The sequence below is a fragment of the Pseudolysobacter antarcticus genome, from assembly GCF_004168365.1.
Taxonomy (GTDB): Bacteria; Pseudomonadota; Gammaproteobacteria; order Xanthomonadales; family Rhodanobacteraceae; genus Pseudolysobacter; species Pseudolysobacter antarcticus.
Window position 1 is genome coordinate 2,762,803 of record NZ_CP035704.1, and the last position, 23,736, is coordinate 2,786,538.

Annotated in this window: 19 protein-coding genes; 9 read left to right on the top strand and 10 right to left on the bottom strand. The window is 59.1% G+C overall.

The features are described 5' to 3' along the window. Positions 1–116 precede the first annotated feature (116 nt). Complete coding sequence (locus ELE36_RS11775) at positions 117–1,430, top strand: GntP family permease (protein WP_129833519.1); 1,314 nt, start codon at positions 117–119, stop codon at positions 1,428–1,430. 34 nt (positions 1,431–1,464) lie between these two features. Here the strand turns inward: ELE36_RS11775 and ELE36_RS11780 are convergent, their stop codons facing one another. Continuing rightward, entirely contained in the window at positions 1,465–2,220 is a 756-nt protein-coding gene (locus ELE36_RS11780; RefSeq protein ID WP_129833521.1) for a DUF1223 domain-containing protein, read from the bottom strand. Between the two features lie 410 nt (positions 2,221–2,630). Between ELE36_RS11780 and ELE36_RS11785 the strand changes: the two genes are divergently transcribed. Then, positions 2,631–4,733: a DEAD/DEAH box helicase gene (locus ELE36_RS11785; protein WP_129833523.1), complete on the top strand. Its 2,103-nt coding sequence runs from the start codon at positions 2,631–2,633 to the stop codon at positions 4,731–4,733. Between the two features lie 185 nt (positions 4,734–4,918). Next, positions 4,919–8,224, top strand: a complete 3,306-nt coding sequence (locus ELE36_RS11790) for an MBG domain-containing protein (RefSeq protein WP_129833525.1) — start codon at positions 4,919–4,921, stop codon at positions 8,222–8,224. 112 nt (positions 8,225–8,336) lie between these two features. On the opposite strand, the gene ELE36_RS11795 is transcribed toward ELE36_RS11790, so the two are convergent. Then, the gene (locus tag ELE36_RS11795; protein ID WP_129833527.1) at positions 8,337–8,885 is read right to left on the bottom strand and encodes a hypothetical protein; all 549 of its coding nucleotides are present in this window, start codon (positions 8,883–8,885) and stop codon (positions 8,337–8,339) included. Between the two features lie 172 nt (positions 8,886–9,057). Here ELE36_RS11795 and ELE36_RS11800 point away from each other — a divergent pair, with 172 nt between their 5' ends. The 3 genes from ELE36_RS11800 (at position 9,058) to ELE36_RS11810 (ending at position 11,888) form a co-directional block, all read left to right on the top strand. Then, entirely contained in the window at positions 9,058–10,305 is a 1,248-nt protein-coding gene (locus tag ELE36_RS11800) for a polyhydroxyalkanoate depolymerase (RefSeq protein WP_129833529.1), read from the top strand. 18 nt (positions 10,306–10,323) lie between these two features. After that, on the top strand, positions 10,324–11,067 hold the full coding sequence (locus ELE36_RS11805; protein ID WP_207215761.1) for a DUF7003 family protein: 744 nt from the start codon (positions 10,324–10,326) through the stop codon (positions 11,065–11,067). A 95-nt stretch (positions 11,068–11,162) separates the two neighbouring features. Further along, positions 11,163–11,888 (top strand): pseudouridine synthase, encoded by a 726-nt coding sequence (locus tag ELE36_RS11810; RefSeq protein WP_129833531.1) that lies wholly within the window; start codon positions 11,163–11,165, stop codon positions 11,886–11,888. Positions 11,889–11,921: 33 nt separating this feature from the next. Here ELE36_RS11810 and ELE36_RS11815 read toward each other — a convergent pair whose 3' ends face one another. The 5 genes from ELE36_RS11815 to ELE36_RS11835 form a co-directional block, all read right to left on the bottom strand. Then, positions 11,922–12,905, bottom strand: a complete 984-nt coding sequence (locus tag ELE36_RS11815; RefSeq protein WP_207215762.1) for a peptidylprolyl isomerase — start codon at positions 12,903–12,905, stop codon at positions 11,922–11,924. A gap of 123 nt (positions 12,906–13,028) precedes the next feature. Then, on the bottom strand, positions 13,029–13,958 hold the full coding sequence (locus tag ELE36_RS11820; protein WP_129833533.1) for an alkaline phosphatase family protein: 930 nt from the start codon (positions 13,956–13,958) through the stop codon (positions 13,029–13,031). 193 nt (positions 13,959–14,151) lie between these two features. Continuing rightward, positions 14,152–15,039, bottom strand: a complete 888-nt coding sequence (locus ELE36_RS11825) for a sensor domain-containing protein (RefSeq protein ID WP_129833535.1) — start codon at positions 15,037–15,039, stop codon at positions 14,152–14,154. Beyond that, positions 15,036–15,401, bottom strand: a complete 366-nt coding sequence (locus tag ELE36_RS11830; RefSeq protein WP_129833537.1) for a PadR family transcriptional regulator — start codon at positions 15,399–15,401, stop codon at positions 15,036–15,038. Before ELE36_RS11830 ends, ELE36_RS11825 begins: the two co-directional genes overlap by 4 nt. A 225-nt stretch (positions 15,402–15,626) precedes the next feature. Beyond that, positions 15,627–17,747 (bottom strand): TonB-dependent receptor, encoded by a 2,121-nt coding sequence (locus ELE36_RS11835; protein WP_129833539.1) that lies wholly within the window; start codon positions 17,745–17,747, stop codon positions 15,627–15,629. 308 nt (positions 17,748–18,055) lie between these two features. On the opposite strand from ELE36_RS11835, the gene ELE36_RS11840 reads away from it, so the two are divergent. Further along, positions 18,056–18,556 carry a hypothetical protein gene (locus tag ELE36_RS11840; protein WP_129833541.1) on the top strand — a complete coding sequence of 167 codons (501 nt, stop codon included), beginning with the start codon at positions 18,056–18,058 and terminating at the stop codon, positions 18,554–18,556. A gap of 30 nt (positions 18,557–18,586) precedes the next feature. Here ELE36_RS11840 and ELE36_RS11845 read toward each other — a convergent pair whose 3' ends face one another. Then, positions 18,587–19,219, bottom strand: coding sequence for a PadR family transcriptional regulator (locus ELE36_RS11845; RefSeq protein ID WP_129833543.1), 633 nt, complete (start codon positions 19,217–19,219; stop codon positions 18,587–18,589). A 209-nt stretch (positions 19,220–19,428) separates the two neighbouring features. Further along, entirely contained in the window at positions 19,429–20,490 is a 1,062-nt protein-coding gene (locus ELE36_RS11850; protein WP_129833545.1) for an OmpA family protein, read from the bottom strand. Positions 20,491–20,733: 243 nt separating this feature from the next. Between ELE36_RS11850 and ELE36_RS11855 the strand changes: the two genes are divergently transcribed. Together ELE36_RS11855 and ELE36_RS11860 are read left to right on the top strand one after the other, a co-directional pair. Then, positions 20,734–21,669, top strand: a complete 936-nt coding sequence (locus ELE36_RS11855; RefSeq protein ID WP_129833547.1) for a DMT family transporter — start codon at positions 20,734–20,736, stop codon at positions 21,667–21,669. After that, positions 21,666–23,135, top strand: a complete 1,470-nt coding sequence (locus ELE36_RS11860; RefSeq protein WP_129833549.1) for a transglutaminase-like domain-containing protein — start codon at positions 21,666–21,668, stop codon at positions 23,133–23,135. Before ELE36_RS11855 ends, ELE36_RS11860 begins: the two co-directional genes overlap by 4 nt. Before the next feature lie 55 nt (positions 23,136–23,190). Here the strand turns inward: ELE36_RS11860 and ELE36_RS11865 are convergent, their stop codons facing one another. After that, positions 23,191–23,712 (bottom strand): hypothetical protein, encoded by a 522-nt coding sequence (locus ELE36_RS11865; RefSeq protein WP_129833551.1) that lies wholly within the window; start codon positions 23,710–23,712, stop codon positions 23,191–23,193. Positions 23,713–23,736: the final 24 nt, after the last annotated feature.

Consider the following 23,736-nt stretch of genomic DNA (forward strand, 5'->3'; position numbering starts at 1 on the left):
GATGGCGGCACACTAGGCGTTATCGCCATGTCACACACTTGTACCTTCGTACAATGGGCCGCACCAGCGCGACTGCGGATACTCCGGTCACTTTTGCAGTGATTCGGAGTGCGCGCATGCTCGGTCTTGTCGGCCTGATCCTCGGGCTAGTTTTACTGATCGTGCTCACGATGCGCGGCATGAATCTGTTCATCGCCACGCCGCTGTGCGCGTTGCTGGTCGCGGTGCTCGGCGAGATGCCGCTGTTGCCGCAACTCGCAGCCAGCGGCCAGACCGATCTGATCACGAGTTACATGAGCGGCTTCTCGGGATTCATCGCGAAGTGGTTCCTGATGTTTTTGCTCGGCTCGATTTTCGGCAAGCTCATGGAAAATGTCGGCGCCGCGGAAAGCGTTGCGCGCTGGGTCACGCAGCGGCTCGGACCACAACACGCGGCACTCGCGGTCGTGATCGCCTGCGCGATTCTGACCTACGGCGGCGTGAGCCTGTTCGTGGTCGCGTTCTCAGTGTATCCGATGGCAGTGAGCCTGTTTCGCTCGGCCGATTTGCCGCGCCGTTACATTCCTGCGGCACTCGCGTTCGGCTCGGTCACGTTCACGATGACGTCGGCCGGATCGCCGGAAATCCAGAACTGGATTCCGATCGAATATCTGCACACATCGCCCTACGCCGGCTGGCAGGCGAGCCTGGTCTGCGCGATCTTCATGTTCGTGTTCGGCTCGTGGTGGTTCCGTCGCATGCTGCGCGCAGCGCGTGCGCGTGGTGAACATTTTGAAGCGCGTGCGGATGATCCGAGTGATACGCGCGAATCGCTACCGCATCCGCTGATGGCGGCGTTGCCACTGCTCGTGGTGCTGGTGATTGCGTTTCTGCTGCATGATCAGTTCAAGACCTCAGCCTTGATTCTCGCCCTGCTCGGCGGCTGCATCGCCGCCGCACTGCTCAATCTGCGGCATTTGCGCGAACCCGGCAAGGCACTCGCGGACGGCAGCATGGGCGCGCTTGTTGCCGCCGGAAATACCGCCGCCGTGGTCGGCTTCGGAGCAGTTGCAAGCGCGTTGCCGGCGTTCCAGGAAATCGTGCGCTGGGTGATCGGCATGCCGGGCGATGGATTGGTCAGCTCAGCGATTGCAGTCAGCGTGATCGCCGGCATGACCGGCTCGGCATCGGGAGGTCAAGCGATTGCACTGCCGATCCTTGCGCCGCATTTTCTTGCAGCCGGGGTGAACGCCGAACACCTGCATCGGGTCGTCGCACTCGCGTCAGGCGCGTTGGATGTATTGCCACACAACGGTTACGTCGTCACCACCATCCGCGCGATCTGCGGCGATACGCACAAGCGCGCATATCCCGCACTGGCCGCACTCGCAGCGGTGGTGCCGACCTTGGGATTGATTCTTTGCCTGCTGCTGTTTGCGTTTGGCATGTAGTTCGCACGCGACCGAATCGCGCCGGTTTATTCGATCAGTTCACGGCACAACTCTGCAACGGCTGCTGCACCGCTTGCGCGATCACGCCGGTTTCGGTGTTCTGCACAAACGCGACGACTGTAGCGTTTTGTACGGATACGTTCGCTGGAAAGTCGAGCTTTGCACTGGCCTTGTCCAACGCATACGGGCCGCCGAACGCGCGCACGACATGATCGTGTTTTAGTTCCTTGCCGCGATTTTCGCCGGCCTTCACCGCGGTGTGCAGATCGTCTTCGGTGATCGCAAAATACGCGCGCCAAGTCTTGTCGTTCTGATTCGTGCCGAGCTGCGTCTGCAATGTCAGTTGCACGGGATTGCCCGGTTCGACCTGCAGGCTCAAGCTCGGTATCGATACACTCGCCGCGGGATCGGTCTTCGGCACTTTGCCGCTCGACCACCCTTGCCATTCCTTGCCGTTCAACGCCACTTCCGGCGTGTAGATGGTCTGGCCGTTGCGACCGAGCAGATCGCGCTGGCGCGCGGTGTAGCGCGGGCTGTCGAAACGATCGCGCCAGCCCGATGAATCCCAATAATCAACATGAAATGCCAGCGCAATCGCGGCTTGCGGCTTGATCAGGCTCATCCAGTGATCCGCTGGCGGACACGAACTGCAACCTTCCGAGGTATACAACTCGATCACTTTCTGCTGTGCTTCCGGACTTTGCGCGACGCACGCCGCATTCACCGCGCCGGCGAAAAAAGACATGTAGATCATGAGGCCCAAACGTGTTTTGTGGTATCGAATCGCCATGCCGTTCTCCTCGCAGAATTGTTTAGCCACGCCGCAGCAGACCGCACCGGGCGGGAATACTTTCAGCCGACATTAGCGACTTTTATTTCGGCCCGGGTTGCAAATCCAATCCAAACGCGGCTTTGAGGCCGATACAAGGTACAATGCGCCGCGCGATTCATTCCGCCGCTGGCGTCATCACGGCACCGGGAGCTTTCCCACGGGGATTCCCTCCGGTCACAAGTGCAGCGAGTTCAAAAACTCGCGCCCTGGCCCTCCGTGCCAACTACTTCAGCCGCGCCGGGCAGGATGTCCCGAGTGTCGCGAGCGCAGGGATGCGCAAAAGCGACCACCGCCGGGCAGGATGCCCAAGTGCAGCGTGCGCATGGATGCGCAGAATCTGCCGCCTCACATTCCTTACGAGCATCAACATGTCCGACGATATCGAAACCACCGCCCCCACTTCCACGCCTGAATCCGTTCCGGCTCTGCCCAGCTTTCGCGATCTCGCCCTCAGCGAACCCGTGTTCCAGGCGCTCGCCGATGTGGGTTACGAAGCGCCATCGCCCATTCAGTCCGCCACTATTCCGCCGCTGCTCGAAGGCCGCGACGTGCTCGGCCAGGCGCAAACCGGCACGGGCAAGACCGCCGCTTTCGCGCTGCCGATCTTGTCGAAACTCGACCTGACCAAAACCAAACCGCAAGCACTGGTGCTGGCGCCGACGCGCGAACTCGCGATTCAGGTGGCCGAGGCGTTCCAGACTTACGCCGCACATATTCGCGGTTTCCATGTGCTGCCGATCTACGGTGGCCAGAGTTACGGCCCGCAGTTGGCCGGCCTGCGTCGCGGCGTGCACGTTGTGGTCGGCACGCCCGGTCGCGTGATCGATCATCTCGAACGCGGCACGCTGGATCTGAGCGCCTTGACCTGCCTCGTGCTCGATGAGGCCGACGAAATGTTGCGCATGGGCTTCATCGATGACGTCGAGCAGATCCTACAGAAGACGCCGCCGAAACGTCAGGTGGCGTTGTTCTCGGCGACCATGCCGTCGGCGATCCGCCGCATCGCGCAAACCTATCTCAACGATCCGACCGAGATCACGATCAAGAGCAAAACGGCCACCGCGACCAATATCCGCCAGCGTTTCTGGATGGTCAGCGGCATGCACAAGCTCGACGCGCTGACGCGTATTCTCGAAGCCGAGCCGTTCGACGGCATGATCATTTTCACGCGCACCAAGCATTCCACCGAAGAGCTTGCCGAAAAATTGCAGGCGCGCGGTTTCTCGGCCGCACCGATCAACGGCGATATCCAGCAGGCGCAACGCGAACGCACGATTGCGCGACTCAAGGACGGCCAGCTCGATATCCTGGTCGCCACCGACGTCGCCGCACGTGGTCTCGACGTCGAGCGCATCAGCCACATCATCAACTACGATGTGCCGACCGATACCGAATCCTACGTGCATCGCATCGGCCGCACCGGCCGCGCCGGACGCAAAGGTGATGCGATCCTGTTCCTGAGCCCGCGCGAACGCCACATGCTGCGCACGATCGAGCGCGCCACGCGCCAGGTGGTCGAGCAGATGGAATTGCCGACCGTCGAGACGGTCAACAATCAGCGCATCGCCAAGTTCAAGCAGAAGATCACCGACTCGCTCGCCGCGGGTGAACTTATTCTGTTCCGCTCGCTGATCGAACAGTACGAAAAAGAACACAACGTGCCGGCGATCGAAATCGCCGCTGCACTCGCACGTATCACGCAAGGCGATACGCCGTTGCTGCTCGAACCACCGCGCAAATTCGAGCGCAGCGATGCACCCGCTTGGCAACAGCGCGACACGCGAATCCCTGATCGTTCTGCACGCAGCGAGCGGCCAGAACGCAGCGATCGCAAGCCCGATCGCAGCCGCGCCGAACGCCCGATCTACGATCGCGACGAGCGTCCGAAAACCGCGCATATTCGCAGCGGGTCGCCGTTCGAATCCAATCCGGCCAGCGATATCAAACGCGCCGAAGCGGCTGATCGCGCCAGCGCCGGCAAACCCGATTACGACCGTGCCGAACGTCCCGCGCGTGCGTCACGCGACGAGCGGCCTGCACGTCCGTCGCGTGATGAACGTCCACATCACGAAATCAATGAAGCGCGACCGCCGCAAGAACGTCCAGCGCATGATCGTCCGCGCCCCGCCAAAACCGAACCGGGCATGGAAACCTATCGGGTCGAAGTCGGCCACGATCACGGCGTCAAACCCGGCAATATCGTCGGCGCGGTTGCCAATGAAGCTGGCCTCGACAGCAAGCATATCGGTCGCATCGATATCCGCGGCGATCACGCGCTGATCGATCTGCCGGAAGGCATGCCGTCGGAAATTCTCGGCCATCTGAAAAAGGTCTGGGTGTCGGGCCAGCAGCTGAAAATCACACGTCACAGCGAAGGTAGTTCCGCGCCGTCACGCCCTTCGCACGACGGGCGCCCGCCGTTCAAGTCACCGCGCCCGAGCGGCAAGCCGAAACGTCCGCCGTCCCGCTGAGTCCGGTTAATTTGTGGATCGCATGGACAGCGCAGCCGCGCTGTCCGGCAACACACCTTCGACCTCGGAAAGCGTCACCATAGACCACCCTTGGCGGTGACGGTTTTCCGACGGTAGTGGTCTTACAAAGCGCAAGTATTTGCTAGACTCCGTGCATTCCGCTTCGCGGATTCAGGGGAATACCGATGCGCTGTTCGAAAAATGGGCTCTTGCCCCTGTTGGTGTGTGCGTCACTGATACTCACCAGCTTGCCGTTGTGGGCAGCTACTTGCCGGGTCACTACGACCGGCATTGCCAGCAACGACGGCAGCGACTGGACCACCCACGCCATTACTCTGCAAGGCGCGCTGAGCAATTCCGCATGCAGCGAAATCTGGCTGGCCAAGGGCGTATACAAGCCGGTGACGCCAGCCAATCTGGCCAGCGTGACCGGGACCGAACGTTCGGCCAGCTTCAACATTCATTCCGGCGTCGCGATCTACGGTGGCTTTGCCGGCGGTGAAACTGCGCGGGCTGACCGCGACTTCGCAGCCAACCTCACTGTTCTGTCCGGCGATATCGATGGCAACGATACCAATACCAATGGCGTCGATCTGACTGTGGATGCCACCCACAATGGCAGCAATAGCAACACCGTCGTGCAGCTCGATGGCAGGACGACTCCGATCAACACCGACACGGTGCTCGACGGCGTTACGGTCACAGCAGGCAACAACCCTAGTGCTGGTGGCGGGCTCTACTGCAACGCCGAGGGCAACGGCGATGGCAACCCCCCGGGCAGCGACATTCGATGCAGTCCAACCGTGAGTAATGTCCGCTTCAGCGGCAACTTCGCCAGCGGTGGCGGCGGCGCGATGGTCAACGATGCTCTCTACGGTGGCATCAGCAGCCCGGTGCTGACCAATGTCGTCTTCAGCAACAATAGCGTGGATAACGGCGGCAGCACTCAGTCACGTGGTGGTGCAATGCTCAACGGTGGCGCCGCCGGCAGCGTCAGCAAACCGGTGCTGACCAACGTCACCTTCATCGGCAATAGCGCCACCAATGGTATCGGCGGCGCGATGTTCAACGCCGGCAACTTCGGCGACTGCAGTCCGGTGCTGAACAACGTCACGTTCACTGGCAATAGCGCCATCAATGGCTTCGGCGGTGCGATGGTCAACTACGGTTTCGCCGGCAATAGCAGCCCGACACTGAACAACGTTGTCTTCAATGGCAACAGCACCACCGGCAGCGGTGGTGCGATATACAACTACGGCTCTGGCTTCTCCGCCGGTGCCAACGTCAGCCCGACCCTGAACAACGTCACCTTCAGCGGCAATAGTGCCCAGCTCAAAGGCGGTGCCATGTATAACGATGGCAGCTCCGGCGGCAACAGCAACCCGACGTTGAGCAATGTCACCTTCAGCGGCAATACCGCGCCTAACGGCGCAGCGCTCTACAACGATGCCACCGGCAGCACCTATACGACGAATAGCGGCACCAGCAGCCCAACGCTGAACAACGTTACCTTCAGCGGCAATAGCGCTAGCGGTAAAGGCGGTGCGATGTACAACGATGGTTCCGCCAATGGCTTCACCAGTGGGCACAGCAGCCCGGTACTGAACAATGTCATTCTGTGGGGCGATACCGGCGGCGAGCTATTCAACAATTCGGCAACGGCCACCACCGCCCTCCACTACAGCGTGATGCAGGGCGGCTGCACCAGCGGCGACGGCAACACCTGCACCGATCATGTCCTCATCACCGATCCCAAGCTCGGCACGCTGGCCAACAATGGCGGGTTCACGCAAACGAGGCTGCCTGGTGCCGGTAGTTCGGCCATCGATGCCGGCGACAATTCGAGCTGCGCGAGTACCGACCAGCGCGGCGTGCCGCGGCCGCAAGGCGCCGTCTGCGATATCGGCGCCGTCGAAGTGGCGGCCGCATCGCTCAGCGCGGCATTCAGTCCAGCGTCGGTCGCCGTGGGTAGCACCACAACCTTCACAATCACGGCTACGAATCCGACGTCGATTGCATTAACCAATGTTTCGTTCAGCAATTCGGTTCCCGCTGGCCTGAAGTTGGTAGCCCAGGCCGGTGGCACGTGCGGCACTGCCGCGGGAACAGGCGGAGGCTCTACCTCGGTCAACGCTGCCACAGGCTTCTTTAGTACGGTCGCGAATAATTTGGCGGCAGGGGCTTCTTGCACGATTTCACTGCAGGTGCTCGCGCTGAATGCAGGATCGTTTCTGGACACGACGAGTACGGTCACGTCAAGCGAGGCGCTAGCGGGCGCAGCGGCTAGCGCAACGCTTTTGGTTACTACGCCGTTGACCATCACCGCCAACGATGCCACCAAGACTTACGGCAACGCCTTACCGACGCTCAGCGCAAGCTATTCCGGTTTCGTCAATGGCGATACGGCGGCAAGTGTCACCATACCGCCTACCCTCACGACTACGGCCACGGCCGCCTCGCCCGTCGTCGGCGGCGGCTATCCGATCACAGCCAGCGGCGCGGTTGTGCCGAGCTATTATACCGTCACCTACGTGCCGGGCGCGCTGAGCATCACGTCGGCTCCGCTGACGATCACCGCGAACAATGCCAGCCGTGCGTATGGCGCAGTCAACCCGGGTTTCTCCGCCAATTATTCCGGCTTCGTCAACGGTGATTCCACCGCGAGCCTCACACCGTCGCCAACCATCACGACGACCGCAACGGACACGTCGCCCGCGGGCCCCTATCCGATCACAGCCAGCGGCGCAGTCGATCCGAACTATGTGATCAGCTACGTCGACGGCACGTTAACCATCGGCAAGGCCGACCAAGCGATCGCCTTCGGAACAGCGCCGGTGGTAGCGGTGAACGGCACCGGCGCGGCGACGGCGACAACGACGGCGACGCCGAGTACAAGCTATCCGATCATATTCTCGACAACGTCTGTTGATTGCAGTGTGACGAGCACGGGCTTGGTGACGGGTATCAATGCGGGCACGAGCAATTGCATGATCACCGCAGCGCAAAGTGGTGATGCGAACTACAACGCGGCCGCGCCCGTCAATCAGAACCTCAGCATCGGCAAGGACACGACGACGCTCACTTTGGCCGTGACGCCCAATCCGGTGAATTTCAATGCGCCGATCACTATCGTCGCGATCGTTAGCGGCGATCCGCCGACCGGCACGGTGACATTCTGCGCCAACGCGACGACGGTCAACGCGACCTGCGACGGCGGGTTCGTACTGTCCTGCTCACCCGTTACTCTCGTGGCTGCCGGGCCGACCAGCGCAACCGCAACCTGCAATTTCCGGGGTTTCTCTACGGCGGGCAACCAGACGCTGAGCGCGTTCTATTCGGGCGACGACAACTTCACCGCGACCGCGACCGCGCAAGTAGTCGTGCTCGCGGTGAGTCAACCGATCCCGATACCGGTGCTTGGTCGCTGGATGCTGTTGCTGCTTGCAGGATTGATGGTCGGGATTGCCCGAACGCACGCAAAGCGCGCCTAGTTGAGGCACGTCGGGTAAGCGGTTGCGCCCGCTTGTCAGACACGCGGGACTCGACGCAGGATGCCCTTACGGCGTCTATTGTCAGATAACGCGACTGTGCTGCTTATCCTGCCTACAAATTTTGCTGCAAGCGCTTGCGCATTTCTTCGTTGAGGGGTTTGAACTCCTCGACCAATGCGTCGCAGGCTTCTTTCGATGCCGTGCACAACACCGCCATACGGATGCGAATCACACCGTGCTCGTTGACCGCCTCGCGCGCGACTGCGGCGGGATGCGCGGGATGATCATCCGGCGTGAACGCCCAGATTCGGTGTTCGGTCGGAATCTCGACGATCCACCAACCCTGCGGATTAGCGTGCGTCTGCACATCCGTGCGCGCTTCGAGCGACTGACGCGCGGCAGCGGCGGTTTCGTATCCGGTTGGCGGTGCGATCAGCGCATCAGTATCGCCCGCACCTGCGTTCGTTGGCGCTGATGGGTCACTCGTCGGCGGCGGCGACGTTGTTGTTGTCGCATCGCCAACAGCCGGTGCAACTGCCGCCTGGCGACCCGATGCCGCGCTGCTCGATGCATCCGCGGCGGGCGATTTGTGCATAAACGGCAAGTGGCTGCACGCGGCGCAAGCCACCATCAAGACACCCGACAAGATTTGTTTCAACATGCATTTCTCCGACTCGGTTTTGCGTGATTCCAGCGCGCAAGCATAGCCGACCGCGGGGCTGCCGCTGCAAGCCGGATTCGACTTTAGCCGTAGCCAGTCGCGCTGCAGCGCACAATAAGTCACAATGCATTGTTAGCGCATCCTTCAGGCGCTGTTTTGCACAGGAAAAACAATGCTTTATCAAATGCACGAAATGCAGAAAAAGATCATGGGGCCGCTCATCGCGTTCTCCGAAGCCAGCGCCAAAATGCTCACCGCGCCCGGAAATATCTACGGCCAGTTGCCCGGCATGCAGCGTATGGCGGCGGGATTCGAGCTGATGTATCGCATCGGCAAGGACTACGAAAAACCCGAATTCGATATCCGCAGTGTGCAGGCGCATGGTCACGAGCTGCCGGTCGTCGAATTGAAAGCGGTGTCGAAACCGTTCTGCAATATGTTGCGTTTCAAGCGCTACAGCGACGATGCAAAAGTCATCGCCGATCTGAAAGACGATCCGATCGTGCTCGTGGTCGCACCGCTATCCGGCCACCACGCCACCTTGCTGCGCGACACCGTGCGCACCCTGCTCAAGGATCACAAGGTCTACATCACCGACTGGATCGATGCGCGCATGGTGCCGACCGAAGCCGGCGCGTTTCATCTGGACGACTACATCGCCTACATCCAGGAATTCATCCGCTTCATCGGCGCCGACAAGCTGCATGTGATTTCGGTGTGCCAGCCGACCGTGCCGGTGCTTGCGGCGATTTCGCTGATGGCCTCGAATGGCGAAAAAACGCCGTTGACGATGACCATGATGGGCGGCCCGATCGATACGCGCCTGAGTCCGACCAAGGTCAACGATCTCGCCACAAACAAGCCGCTTTCGTGGTTCGAGAACAACGTCATCCAGCGCGTGCCGGCAAACTATCCGGGCCGCGGACGCAAGGTTTATCCGGGCTTTCTGCAACATGCTGGGTTCATCGCGATGAACCCGAGCCGACACATGAAATCGCACTGGGATTTTTATCAGGATCTGCGTCGCGGCGATCTCGAAGACGCCGAAGCGCATCGCAAGTTCTACGACGAATACAACGCCGTGCTCGATATGCCCGCCGAATATTATATCGACACCATTAGCGCAGTTTTCCAGCAGCATTTGTTGCCGCGTGGACAATGGAATGTCAACGGTCAACACGTTGCACCCGCCGATATCAAAACTACCGCGCTACTCACGGTGGAAGGTGAACTCGACGATATCTCCGGCCTCGGCCAGACCGAAGCCGCGCACGATTTGTGCAGCGGTTTGCCGAAAACGCGCAAGCAGCATATGACGGTGAAAGGCGCCGGCCATTACGGTATTTTCAGTGGCCGCCGCTGGCGCGATACGGTGTATCCGGATGTACGGGAATTTATTCGGAAGTTCGATAAAAAATAGTTTCAGGTTGCCGAACCGATGAACATTCAAGTCGAAGATATTCTTTCGGTACTCGATCAATGCAATAGGAGTTTTGCTTTTCCGATGCTAGACAATGGATATGTCTATCTGGCAGCCTCGCGTTTGTCGCTATATCGATCATCCAGCGACTGGGCAATGGTGATCGAGATATTCGGCTTTTCCCCTAGGGCCGGCATCCCCGATACGCAAATTTATACTTTTTCCAGTAAGCCATGTGGACGCAAATCGAAGGATAATTTCGTCAACGCGAAAGCTTATGAAAAATATATAGCCGGCAATCCGCACAACGAATCGACCTTTGTCTTTCCTGTTGCGGAAGGCAACTGGCAAGACCCGAGCGATTCGGATTTGCTTGCATGCGATGCCCTGACTGTCGCCATTCGCGGAAAAGAAATACCAGTGCCAAAACTCGCGGAGTACGCTCAGTATGGAATCGCCTTGCAACAACCGCCTAGCGTTATGGCTTTCGAGTTTTGCAGAGCTCTCGCAAAGATTGCACATCAAGATGTCTTGGCGACCCCCGAAGAACGCCGTGCAAATGTTCTGCCTGAACTTGAACAGATCATGCAGCTCGATGAATGGAATCATCCCAACATCGTAATATCGGAAAATCTGCCAAGTACAAGCGAGACGTTTCGCCAGCTAGCACAGGTCTTGGTCAGCGGCGACCTAACGCTTTACAAGCCTTCTGATGCGCCAAATACTCATTGGTCCAACTGGCGGGACGGCGGTACGCTTTAACGAGATTGCCGGCTGCAGCTTGGGACGCGGCTGACCAATTGTCGCGCGGAAGATTGAAGTCGATGACTATCGGCCATGGCGTTAACGAAAACTGCATGAGACTCAATAAATACATCAGCGAAACCGGCATGTGTTCGCGGCGCGAGGCGGATCGGCTGATCGCCGAGCGTCAGGTTACGGTCAATGGAAAAATCGCCGAACTCGGCACGCAGGTTGAAGATGGCGATGCGGTACGCGTTGGCAAACGCCTGATCAGCGGTTCGGGCCAAGCGCCCGCGCGGCGGCCGAAAAAAGTCTATATCGCGCTCAACAAACCAGTCGGCATCACCTGCACGACCGAGGCGCATATCAAGGGCAACATCGTCGATTTTGTCGGCCATGCCGAGCGCATTTTTCCGATCGGTCGGCTCGACAAAGAATCCGAAGGCCTGATCCTGCTGACCAACAACGGCGATATCGTCAACGACATCCTGCGCGCGGAAAACAATCACGAGAAGGAATATCTGGTCTCGGTCGACAAGGCGATCAGCGATGCGTTTCTAATCGGCATGGCCAACGGCGTGCGCATCGACAATGTGACGACCAAACCGTGCAAGATCAGCCGCCTCGGCAAGTTCGGTTTCCGCATTATCCTGACGCAAGGCCTGAACCGGCAGATCCGCAAGATGTGCGAGGTCTTCGGCTACGACGTGCGGCAGTTGCAGCGCGTGCGCATCGTCAATGTGCAGCTCGGCAAATTGCGTATCGGCCAATGGCGCAATCTGACCGAGGTCGAACTGCGCGGTCTGTTGCCGGAGCGCGCGCAGGCCGGATTACTCTGAGATTTTTCGCGGCGCATAAGTATCGCGAACAAGCTATTTCGCCGATGCCGCAATTGGTCGTACCACGATCGGCACATTGCACAACTCGACGTTGCCGGCCGGCACTTTGTACCACTCGTCGTGGCGATTGCGCCGCGATTCGACCAACGCGGCAAAGGTCGGTGTGTCGGTGCGAATGACTTCGAGCTGGCTGCGCTCGGCAGCCGGCACGTCGGCGGCGAGCCGCACCGATTTGATCGCGATGCGCTGCTCGGGTTTCTCGTAAAAACCCAGCGCCCCGGTGCCGCGCGGGAGGCTCGACAACAGCTCGATGCCCTGCACTACTCTGCCGACCACGGCGATGTTGCGATCAAGATGACGCGGCGCATTGCCGATCACCACGTACAACTCGGCGCCGCTGCCGCTATCGACCGCGTTATCGCGACCGACGCCGACCATGCCGTAACAATGCGCGAGCCACGTATCGCCGGTTTTCGGATCTCGCCCCACTGGAAATCCATTCGAAAATCCGACTTGCGGCGCGTAACCATCGACATCCGGCAGCCGCGTGAATGGCAAGTCCGCGCTGATCTTGCGCGTGAACTCCGGCGCCAGCGTGCGTTGTGCGTTCTTGATGACGCGTTGTTTGGTTTTGTCGTCCGATTCGGGATCGCCCCACTGCACGACGTAGTTGTCCTGCACGCGCAGAATCGCGAGGCCGTCGAAGTATTTTTCGCGCACTAGCGCCTTGATATTTTCGGCGTGTTTGGGAGCGTACGCGGCTGACAACTCGATCACCACGCGACCGCCGGCGAGTTCGAGATACAAGGTGTTGTCGGCATCTAGCGCGCGCCAGTCGCTGGCCTTGGATGCGGCGAGCACATCGCTCATGGTCAGCGGCTTGGCCTGTTTGGTCGCATCGGCGTGCACGAGCGTCACGCATGCCAGAGCGATCGCGCAGACCATCGCGCGGAACGAATAAATTCGGCGTGTTTGTTTGATAGCCGCAGACGCATTTTTGTCAGTTGAAATCGGCATTGCGGTTACCTCTCTGATGGAGTGTGTCACACGTCGTTGTATCACGCGTCAACTACGATGCAGGCGAACAGTCAGGCTCGCATTGTCCATGCCGCGCGCCGAATTGCCAATCCGGTCGCGACGTTATTCAAAACCGTCGGCGAAGATGTTCCAGGTATCGGTAATCGGCGTCGCATTCACTGCGCCGCCGATCGCGCTGAGTCCGAACATATCTTCGAGCGTGCGCAACACCGAATAATGATCGATGTGTTCGGAGAAAGTAGCGTTACGCACATGTGCACCGACAAACATGGTCGGAATCTGATTGGCGCTGGTCGTCGAATCGTCTTCGTCCCACGTCAGGATCAGCAAGCTGTTGTGCGATCGTGCCCATTGCAGATAAGGATCGATATGGGTGTGCAACCACGCATCGCCGGTGGCAATCGAACAGTCGTGCATGTCGTTGCACAGATTCGGCACGACGAACGAAAGCGTCGGCAAGGTGCTGAAATCCGGCGTTGCGCCTGATGGAAACGCAGCGAAAGTCAGATTGCTCGTACTCGGCACGCTGTTCGTACCGCTACTGAAATTGACCCACGGATTATGCTTGCGCGCATACGTGCCCGAGGTGCAGATGGTGTAGCCATTCGACGGCATGCTCTCGGAAAAACCCTGGAACGTGAATCCTGCTGCGATCAACTGGCTGCCGAGATTGAGACCGGTGAAAGTGTGCGGACAAGAGTCGTCGCTGAGCCCTTGTGTGCTGCCGGAAAATAGCGCGAGATAATTCGGCTCACTCGGATGCGTGATCGCATGCGAATCGCTGAAAACTGCGCCCATCATGGCCAACGTATTGATGTACGGCGCCTGCGCGGTGTTGCCGATGATCGTGCTGTCGCTGGTGTTTTCCATGATCACGATAACGACATGGTCGTATCGCGGAATATCGGTAGCAACAACGCTCGGTACAGCGCGTATTGGAGCCAATGGATTTACCGCGATTTTTTGCGCAAAGCCAGCAATGCTCGCGGCCAGCAAAACGCTCGCAATCAAACAACCAGCAAAACGTTGCATCCAGGTTCTCCCACTAGCGTTATTGATAACGGCAAACACGCGATCGAAGTGCTTGATCAAAGTGTTTGATCAAACCAGAGGATACCGCGTTATGGCGAATTTCGAGCTGGCGGATGCCACTGCATCACAGCGATCGGCCGCACCCAAATATTTCGGAACCCGATGGATTTGGCGCAAGAATTTTCTCGCGCAACTAACGCATCACCAGCATGTGCTTGGCCAGTTGCCCGTGCACCCGCCCCAGACTGCGCGCCATGTGCAGCACCGCACAAAGCAGCAGGATGCCGGCGGCCAGTGAGAACGGCTCGGCCCATAGCGGCGGCGCATACGCGACATCGTTGATATTGATGATGCCGTAGCCGGTGATCGCTTTTATGATTGGCCCGAACATCAGCATAAACACAAAACTTAAACTGACAATTGCCAAGACAAAATACAGCACGCCCAACGGCAGCATCAACAGCATGTAGATCAGCGTCGACCAACTGCGCGGATCGGTAAAAAACGTCTTGATGCGCGAACGAATTGGCTGGCCGGTTTCGGTGTAGGGCGGTCGGCGCGGCATGCGCACATCGAGCATGACCTCGACGAGACGCCCCTCGACCAGCGCCAAGGCACGAACGCTGCCGAAGAACAAAATCGCAAAGGGAATGCCAATGATCAGCACCATCAAACCCAGTGACAGACTCAGGCCGGTGATGGTCCATACAAAATAGAAAATGCCGGTGCCGAGCGATAACAACATGTAGAACAGCGCGGTGTAGGCGCGAGTGTCCGCGAGTACGCCGAAAAATTTGCCGAACGCCGAAGCTCGCGGCGGCGCGCGTGGTATGCGCAACGCCTGTTGCACCTGGCCTTCCTTGACACGATAGATGTCGGCCACTTCTTCGGGCGCGCCGTAACTCGTGACGATACGCGCGATCATCGCGGCTTCGTCAACATCGGGATGCTCGGCGAGTTCGGCACGCAGGTGTTCTTCGGCATCGTACAAAGCATCCTGGATCAGGGCCGGATCAGCACCCTGCAAGGCTGCGTGCAACTGTTGCAGATAAGCGTTGATAGTCTTCGGGATGGTGCTCATGGCAATGCTCCTTCCAGCACGTTTTCGACGAATTCTCGGGCCGCCGACCAACTGGCGATCCATTCTTTGAGGACGGCGCGACCGAGTCGCGTGATCGCGTAATAGCGTCGCGGCGGACCCGCGATGGACGGTTCGATGGTGCTTTCAAGCAGACCCGCGGCACTGAGATTGCGTAGCACCGGATACAACGCACTCTGCTTGCCGCTAAACAGACTCTCGCCGCCTTTTTCCAGCCGCTTGGCGATCTGGTAGCCATACATCGGCGCGCGCGCCTGCGCCAGCACCGCGAGCAAAACCAGCGACACGGTGCCGGTGCTGAGCTCCTTCTGGAATTTCTTCAGATGTGATTCGGTATCCAGCACGCTCGGTCGCCTTGATCGCACAACACGAGTTCATCATAGTGTTTAGTTAATACTAGTGAATGGGCCGAAAGTCACGCCCACGAAACAACCGTAGTGCCGGGAGGTGGCCAGATAATCCGGCGGCGGGATCCGCAGAAATTTTGCGCGCACGCCCTCGTCCTCCATTAGCGGAGAACAAGGGAATGGCAGGATTTGGCGCGCGTGCTGAAACGTGCGCCAGATATTTCAGAATTGAACCGTTGCAGAGAGCACCGCGCTACGACCCGGCAAGCGATAGGCTTGTCCATCGCCCAGCTCGCTGATCGCGACCGGATCGCGCCGATCGCTCAGGTTATAGCCGTCCAAACGCAGCTCCCAACGTTCGAATCGATAACCGAGTCCGGCATCGAGCGTTGCATAGGCGCCGACCGGCGTTTCGTTCTCCTGATCGAGGAAACGCTTGCCGACGACATTCCACACCAGCGAACCTTCAAAGCCCTGTGTCGGTGCATAGATCAGGCCCAGCGCGGCGAGATTCTGTGGCGATACTTCGAGATGATTGCCGGCAAGATTGCTGAAGCTGCCATCAGGTTGTTCGACCAGTCGCTCGGTGAAACGCGCGTTGTGATACGCATAAGTGCCGCGCAGACGCAGATCCGGCGTGATGCGATAACTGGCTTCGATCTCGGCGCCCTTGAACAGCGATTTCCCGGCGTTCGCGAGGCCCGGCAAACCGCCGATATTTTCGGGGATCACGAGGTTGGAAAAATTCATGTGGAAGTACGACAACTCCCAGTCGAATCGGCCGTCGGCGAGCTGGCCCTTGAAACCGGTTTCCCAACTGTTGGCGGTTTCCGGTTGCAGGATGCTGCCCTCGGCTTCCGGCCCAAAATCGATCGCCGCGGGTTTGTAGGTGTTGCGGTAATCGGCGAACACGGTGAGTTTGTCCGCGCCGCTTTCCCACAGCGCGTAACTCGCACCGAGAATGCCAGCGAGGCGGCTCTTGCTTTGCTTGTCGGCATTCGCATCCGGCGGCGTGCCCGGATCAGCATGGCGATCGATGACCTGACCATCGCGCGACTCGTGCGTATCGTTGAACCGCAATCCGGCGACGATGTCCCAACGCGATGTCGGTTTCCAGTCGATCTGGCTATACACACCACCGAAATTACGGCGATCACGCAGCTGCGTCGACTCATCGATTTCGAGCTGATGCGAATTCGGCGCATTGGCGCCATTCGGCAAAACGCCGTATTCAAAATTATCGCTGTTCTGCCGACCGTTGCCATACAACCAGTCGAGGCCAACCGTCCAAGTCAGCTCTGTCGCGGGATGCATGGCGACATAGGAATCGAAATACGCATCGGTGAGTTTCACCGTCTGGCGGAATCCGTCGGCATTGTGGGTCACGCCATCATCGGCGAAATCCTCGCGCAGAAAACCACGGATATTCTTGCCTTCCGAGTGATCAACAGAAAGCGTCGTCACCCATTCGCCGATGCCGATATTCCGATTCAAACCGGCATTCAACTGCACGCGATTCTGATCCTGCCGCGCATCGGTCGGATTGATGTTGGCATCGAGCGGAAAACGCGGCGTCAGTCGGCCGTCTTCGACCGGATGCGGGCTGTATGGATCCTGATGCACCGTGGTCGCATCCAGATCGATATGCAGCTTGCCAAGATCAGTGTCGCCGGCGATGCGATAGAGCAGATGCGCGCGATCCACACCGGAGCGATCCTGCGTAAAATCCTGGGTCGATACATTTGCGCTGATCGATTGCTTGAACGTACCCCAATCGCTGAGATTGGTGCTGATCGAAGCGATGCCGGTACTGCGCGTGCCTACACCAATCATCGCGCGCGACGGTGTTTCGCCGGCCGCGTAATGAATGATCTGGATCACGCCGACGAACGAGGTCGCACCATACATTACCGGCGCGGCACCTCGCAGCACTTCGATGCGCTCGACATTGGTCAAATCCAGCGTGGCGAGCGCCGGATTGAATGTGCCGCCGGAAGGAATGCCATCGACCACCAGCAAGAATGCATCGAACTCACGCAACCCCCACAGCCCCGGCACCGATGCCGCAGGGCCAGCGTCGCCGCCCGGCGCGATATCGACGCCTGCAACCAGACTCAAAGCAGTGCGCAGATCGACCACGCCACGCGCGCGTAACTCGTCGCCGCTGATCACCGTAATCATCGCCGGTGTCTGTTCGACCGGCTCGGGTACTTTGGATGTCGTCACCTCGACCGCTGCGAGCGTTGAACCCGGATTGGCGTCAGGCGCAGCATGCAGGCTAGGAGAAATGAGTGCGAGCGCAATCAGCGCCGCAAGTGGATGCAGCCGTGTCGAATGAAGCATGAGTTTTCCCCGAATAGCGCCTGTTTGGCGCCGCAAACTTTAGGCCATAATGCCACCGCGCATAACATCCTTGAGGCCTACAGAAATTCATCCTGAAGACTCAATCGTCGATTCGAAACGGATTGCTCGATCTTTGGCGGTGAACTTCTCAGTCGGCAGTAACTAGCCGCATTCGTGGCCATTGCGATTTGCGAGCCGTTGCACACTCAAAAACAGTTCGATTTGCTACAACACAGGCGACGATCGTCGTATATGATCACGTCAGCTCCACACCGATCTGATCCGAACTGACTCTGGGGAGAAAAGTCATGCAAGCCAATGACGTGCCGATGAAAACCGCTGCGGGTCACCGCGAAATCGGGCAACGCGCGCACAAGCTGTCGCCGCGCTCGCGTTCGATGTTGATCATGATCCACGGCGACCAGACCGTCGCCGAGATTTCTCACAACATGCGCTCGCTCGGCGATACCGCGGCGATATTCAGCGAGCTCGCCGGGCTCGGCCTGATCGTCGCCGAACCTGCAGACGTTCAGGTGCATGCCGCGGGCGCTGGCAATGTCGCAGCCAACGACATCGTGCCGGTGCAACAACAAGCCAAGCAGTTGCTCAACGAATCAGCGGTTGCAGCGCTGGGTTTGCTCGGCAGCTTCAGCGCGTTTCGTTTTACGCTAAAGCTGGAGCACTGTTATTCGGCGGACGATTTGCGCGAGATCATTCCCGAATATCGCCGCATCGTCAGCAAGGCGAAAGGCGAGGAATTTGCCAACGCCGTGATCCGGCGCGTCAATGCCCTGCTCGCCCATGCCTGAGCATTGAGAGCAAAAAAGTCACTAGCGTCGTCAGCCCTTGCTGATCTCGGCGATCACGTTTTCGATACTGAGTTTGACCCGCGCGACTTTCTCCGCAGTCCACGGCCCGCGATGCAGCTTGAGCGCATGCCGCAAGGTATGCAGCACCTCGCGAATCGCATTCGGCGCGGCTTCCCCGGCCATCGCCTTGGCAGTCACGTCTAGCCGCGCCGATACGCCTTCGGCGGCTTCGCGATTGGCTTCCAGAAATACCTCGCCCTCGGCCGTGATCGCATACAGTTTCTTGCTGCCTTCGGTGGTTTCGATGCGCGCGTAACCCTGGTCTTCAAGCAGGGTCAGGGTCGGGTAGATCGTACCTGGACTCGGCGAATAATTGCCGCCGAACATGTCTTCGATGGCACGGATGAGTTCATAACCGTGGCGCGGCTGTACCGCGATCAGGGTCAGGATCAGCAGCTTCAAATCGCCCGGCCCGAACATGCGGCCCATGCCGCCGTGCCGCCCGCCGCGGCCGTCATCGCGGCCACCGCGACCAAAAAATCCGCCGCCGCCGCCCTCGCCAAATCCAGGGAAACGACTGCCGCGCCCGATACAGTCGTGCCGTTCGTGCGCGGTATGGTGATCGTGATGATGGTGCCGCCCAAACCAATGATGGATATTCATGATATTGCCTCCGTAAGTTACGTTAAGTGTTACTTACGATATATCTTACGAAATATCCTCGTCAAGCATTTTTTCGAAATTGGTGGTGCGTCACGCGCACGAAAACCGACTTGATGCATCGGCATCGAGTCGGTCATCGTCTATCTTCATCACCAGAATGTCGCTGTAAATCCAAGTCGCATCGGGACTAGCTATCGGCGACTTTCCAGCTATTGTTTGACCAGCTCGACACGACGATTCTTGGCGCGTCCCGCATCGCTGTCGTTGCTCGCGACCGGCGCCGCGCTACCCATGCCTTGCGCGAGCAGGCGATCGGCGGCGATGCCGTATTGCGCTTGCAAAACACTCGCGACCGCATCGGCGCGTTTTTTCGACAGCTCAATGTTGTGCGCCGCCGCGCCTTGATTATCGGTATGGCCGACCACCATGAGCTTGAGTGCAGGATCGCCCTTGAGCAACGCGGCGATCTCATTGATCTGCGGTTTCGATTCCGGCTTGAGCTCGGCCTTGTCGAGATCAAAATAAATGCCGTACAACGCGATCTTGCCGGTCGCGTTGATGCTTTGCGCGAGCTCGCTGGCCTTGACCGCCACCATTTTCTGCTCGCGCGCTTTTGCTTCGAGCGTCACTACCAGCGCGACGGTGCGCTCATTCAACGCCTTGCAATACAACTCGTCGCGCACGGTGTAGGTGAGCACGGCGACATGCGTTTCGACGCCAGCATTGTCCAGCTTGCCAACAAAAAAACGTTGATCGACGTGGCCGGCGTTGATCGCGCAATTGCCGTTGCTGAAATTGGCCGAGGTCACCGCATTCACCGGATACACCGAATCGATCAGCGCGGTTCTGCCGCCGCCGTGATCGGCGCCCGCAGTGGCATCGCCCCCGCATTCGTCGCCCGCACACTCGTACAAAACGGCGCCGTTCTTGTCCTTCAGCGCCTGCTGATAATTACGCAGCACTTCGAGCGGACTGCGCTCCGCAGGTAACACATACGCTGCACGAACGAGCTTTCCTTCGAGGCTCAGCTTCTGTTTCGCCGCATACAAACTGTTGTTGTGGCTATCGGTTTTATCGTCACCGACCGCAATCAACGCGGACAGCGGCAAGCTCAGCGCATCGTAGGATTTCGCCTGCGATTCGACGATAAAACTGCCGTCGTAACGCCCCAGTGCCGCGGGTTCTTTCGAGCTTGGCAAATCCTTGGTCGGAATAGTCGCATCCGCCAAGACCAAACCCGGCAATAACAACAAGCAACAGAAAAATTTCATGGCCACGCTCCTTTGCATGCGATCAGGGAAAATGCCGGTGCTGTGCTGCGCGATAAGCAAACAACAATCACCCGGCTCAACAGACAATACGCAAGTCGATGCAAAACTGTGTCATTGCCGATACGCATATTCGCGGCGAAACATCAGCGCAGGCACCGGATCGCGAACGCCCTCTTTTCAGCGCCCGCAAAAAGCCTCACGCTGCGCGACTCTCTGTACCGCTCAGAAAAACTCAAACCGCGTATGTCGCCAGTCAACAAAGCCCAGCTGCAAATCCATTTCTGCGTCGTGTTGTGGGGATTCACCGCGATCCTCGGCAAGCTCATCACTTTGCAGGCATTGGCGTTGGTGTGGTGGCGTGTATTGCTCGTGACTGTCGTTTTGTTGCTCGTGCCGAAGGTCTGGCGCGGCTTGCGTGCGATGCCGTGGCGACTAATCGCGGCGTATGCGGGCATCGGTGTTTTGGTGTCGCTGCATTGGCTGACATTTTACGGCGCGATCAAACTCGCGAACGCGTCCGTCGGCGTCACCTGCATGGCGCTCGGCACAGTTTTCCTCGCGTTGATCGAGCCTTGGATTGCGCGGCGGCGTTTCGATCCGCGTGAGCTGTTGCTAGGTATCGCCGTCGTACCCGGCGTGGCGATGGTAGTCGGTGGCGTGCCGGCGGAGATGCGCCTGGGCATCGCCGTGGGCGTGTTGTCGGCGTTTCTGGTCGCAGTGTTCAGCTCATTCAACAAGCGGCTGGTCGAGCATGGCGATCCACTCACGGTCACCTGCATCGAGCTTGGGGCGGGTACGCTTTTCCTGACCTTGATCGCACCAGTGCTGCCACACACTGGGGCGATATTTCCGCTGCCCGATAGCCACGATGCCATCCTGCTGTTGCTGCTCGCGATGGGATGCACTTTGCTGCCTTTCGCATTGTCACTGGTCGCGCTGCGCCACCTCAGCGCATTCAGCTCCCAGCTCGCGATCAACCTGGAACCGGTCTACGCAATCGTGCTCGCCGCACTGCTGCTCGGCGAACAACGTGAACTCGGAATCTTGTTCTACGCCGGTGTCGCGATCATTCTCGGCGCGGTGCTGGTCTATCCGTTACTGAGTCGACGCAGCGAACCGCTGGGGCAACCCGAATTGCTCGGCACCGCCGAGGCCAAAGGCGTGGCGGAAGTCGGATGAGGCGCATACCTTTTCATCAGCTTTGCAAACGCAACGGCCTGCGCATCGCATTGTTTTTTACGCTGAGCCTGCCGATGCCGGCGATGGCTGCAGAGCAATGGTTCAGCGTATTACTGGATGGCAATAAGGTCGGCTACGCAACAACCCAACACTCGGAAAGCGCGCAACTTACGCTGGACTCCAGCCACACGGTCATCGACCTCAAAGGCGCCGGGCGCGCCAACCAACTCGATATCGAACTGAATTTTGAATCCGATCCGCACGGCAACCCGCTGAGTTTTTCGACGCACGTGCGCACCCGCGATATCGATCGATTGCAACGCGGCAGCATCGATGCCGAGACGGTGTTGTTGCGCTCGACATATTCGGGCATTGAGCAGCGCGAGCACATCACGGTCACGCGCGACACGGTGTGGCCGATGCAGGAATTGCAGCTAATAAAAACCGCGGTCGCGCAGGGAAACCGGCAGCTTCAATTCAAGGCATTCGATGCGATGCTCGGCAGCAGCTTGCCGGTCGAATTGAAAATCGATGCAGATACAAAAGTCACCGGTCACGACCTGCCGCAAATACTGCATGTGACACGCACCGTGCATTATTCGGATCATGTCGCGATCACCTCGACCGACTTCGATGCCACGTATCAGCCACAGCGCATCAGCACCGAAATCTCCGGGCTGCAAATGCAACTGGTCGCGGTCACGCGCGAGCAGGCGATGGCGCCGAATCAGGCGTTGGACTATCTCAACCGTCTGCTCGTGCGCTCACCGTTTCGCATCAGTCATGAGGCGACAACGCAGCATATTCGCTACACCCTCGCCTTGCGCGACGGTGCACCGCTCGATCCACCACAAACCGGCGAGCAGCGCGTGCGCCACGATGCGGCGGGCACGACCGTCGATGTTTGCAACCAGTGTGGCAACGAAGCGCGCGAGGACAAACCGGCACCGGAAACCTTGCAACCAAACCCATGGATGCAGAGCGATGCGACGGAAATTCGCACGATTGCCGAGCGTGTCGGCACCAATTCCGATCCGCGCAAACGCATGCGCGCGTTGACTGATTATGTGCGCGAGCATATGCGTGGACGCAGCGAATTTCTCGGTTATGTCTCGGCGCTCGAAGCGATCAAGACCGGCAACGGCGATTGCACCGCTTACGCTTTATTGCTCGCCGCACTGGGGCGCGCCACCGGCGTGCCGACCCGTGTTGCAGTCGGCATGGTTTACGATCCCCGCTTCAACAATCGCAACGATGTGTTCGCGCCGCATGCCTGGGCGCAGGCGTGGATCGGCGGACACTGGGAAAGTTTCGACGCAGCCACCGAGGGTTTCGACAGCACCCATATCGCACTCGCCATCGGTCAAGGTGATCCATCGCGATTCAGCACGGCGATGGGCACGCTGGCAAAAATGGAAATGCGAGCGGCGGCGCAAGTGGCGACGAAATTCGCCACGCAAAAATAAACGCGCGCCGGGGGCCAGCGCGCTTTCCGCCATGCCGTTGGTGCGGTATTGCGTTCTAGCGCGAGCCACCTTTTGCATCGATGCTGGACGCTTGCACCGCTGGCTCATAGGCATCGTCCAGTACCACAGGCAACTCCGGCGCGCGCGGCCCGACAGAAAAATCCACGCGTTCAGCGCTGCGTGGATTACTGACACCGCCCAGCATCATGACGCTATCGAGGCCAAGTTGGCCTTGCACCGTACTCGTGTCGCCGCTGCTCTTGCCGCTCATCTGCGCCAAGGCTTCATCCAGCGTTGCCGGCAGCGGCGTGGACTGCGCCATCGCCGATCCTGCCATCAGTCCCACGCTGGCGGCCAGCACCCAAGCGGTCGCAGCGCGAGGACTCACTCGCGGCACAGTGTAGGCTACGCAGACCGAATCATCGCAACCCGCGAGAAATTGCTCGCGCGCCGACTCGCTCATCGCCGAGAGGTTGTGCACGTGTCGCTGGCATTGGCTGCAATCGAAACCTGCTGCACCGGGCATGCTGTTGAAACGCAACGGGCATGGGCTATCGATACGTGGGAAAGTTGCCATGAGTTATCTCCAGTGATGCGCCAA

Bases quoted from the DNA above. Each gene is read 5' to 3' on its own strand.
- ELE36_RS11795 (WP_129833527.1), bottom strand. From the start codon at position 8,885: ATGTTGAAACAAATCTTGTCGGGTGTCTTGATGGTGGCTTGCGCCGCG.
- ELE36_RS11775 (WP_129833519.1), top strand. From the start codon at position 117: ATGCTCGGTCTTGTCGGCCTGATCCTCGGGCTAGTTTTACTGATCGTG.
- ELE36_RS11785 (WP_129833523.1), top strand. From the start codon at position 2,631: ATGTCCGACGATATCGAAACCACCGCCCCCACTTCCACGCCTGAATCC.
- ELE36_RS11800 (WP_129833529.1), top strand. From the start codon at position 9,058: ATGCTTTATCAAATGCACGAAATGCAGAAAAAGATCATGGGGCCGCTC.
- ELE36_RS11835 (WP_129833539.1), bottom strand. From the start codon at position 17,747: ATGCTTCATTCGACACGGCTGCATCCACTTGCGGCGCTGATTGCGCTC.
- ELE36_RS11790 (WP_129833525.1), top strand. From the start codon at position 4,919: ATGCGCTGTTCGAAAAATGGGCTCTTGCCCCTGTTGGTGTGTGCGTCA.
- ELE36_RS11865 (WP_129833551.1), bottom strand. From the start codon at position 23,712: ATGGCAACTTTCCCACGTATCGATAGCCCATGCCCGTTGCGTTTCAAC.
- ELE36_RS11810 (WP_129833531.1), top strand. From the start codon at position 11,163: ATGAGACTCAATAAATACATCAGCGAAACCGGCATGTGTTCGCGGCGC.
- ELE36_RS11840 (WP_129833541.1), top strand. From the start codon at position 18,056: ATGCAAGCCAATGACGTGCCGATGAAAACCGCTGCGGGTCACCGCGAA.
- ELE36_RS11855 (WP_129833547.1), top strand. From the start codon at position 20,734: ATGTCGCCAGTCAACAAAGCCCAGCTGCAAATCCATTTCTGCGTCGTG.
- ELE36_RS11850 (WP_129833545.1), bottom strand. From the start codon at position 20,490: ATGAAATTTTTCTGTTGCTTGTTGTTATTGCCGGGTTTGGTCTTGGCG.
- ELE36_RS11815 (WP_207215762.1), bottom strand. From the start codon at position 12,905: ATGCCGATTTCAACTGACAAAAATGCGTCTGCGGCTATCAAACAAACA.
- ELE36_RS11825 (WP_129833535.1), bottom strand. From the start codon at position 15,039: ATGAGCACCATCCCGAAGACTATCAACGCTTATCTGCAACAGTTGCAC.
- ELE36_RS11860 (WP_129833549.1), top strand. From the start codon at position 21,666: ATGAGGCGCATACCTTTTCATCAGCTTTGCAAACGCAACGGCCTGCGC.
- ELE36_RS11805 (WP_207215761.1), top strand. From the start codon at position 10,324: ATGAACATTCAAGTCGAAGATATTCTTTCGGTACTCGATCAATGCAAT.
- ELE36_RS11820 (WP_129833533.1), bottom strand. From the start codon at position 13,958: ATGCAACGTTTTGCTGGTTGTTTGATTGCGAGCGTTTTGCTGGCCGCG.
- ELE36_RS11780 (WP_129833521.1), bottom strand. From the start codon at position 2,220: ATGGCGATTCGATACCACAAAACACGTTTGGGCCTCATGATCTACATG.
- ELE36_RS11845 (WP_129833543.1), bottom strand. From the start codon at position 19,219: ATGAATATCCATCATTGGTTTGGGCGGCACCATCATCACGATCACCAT.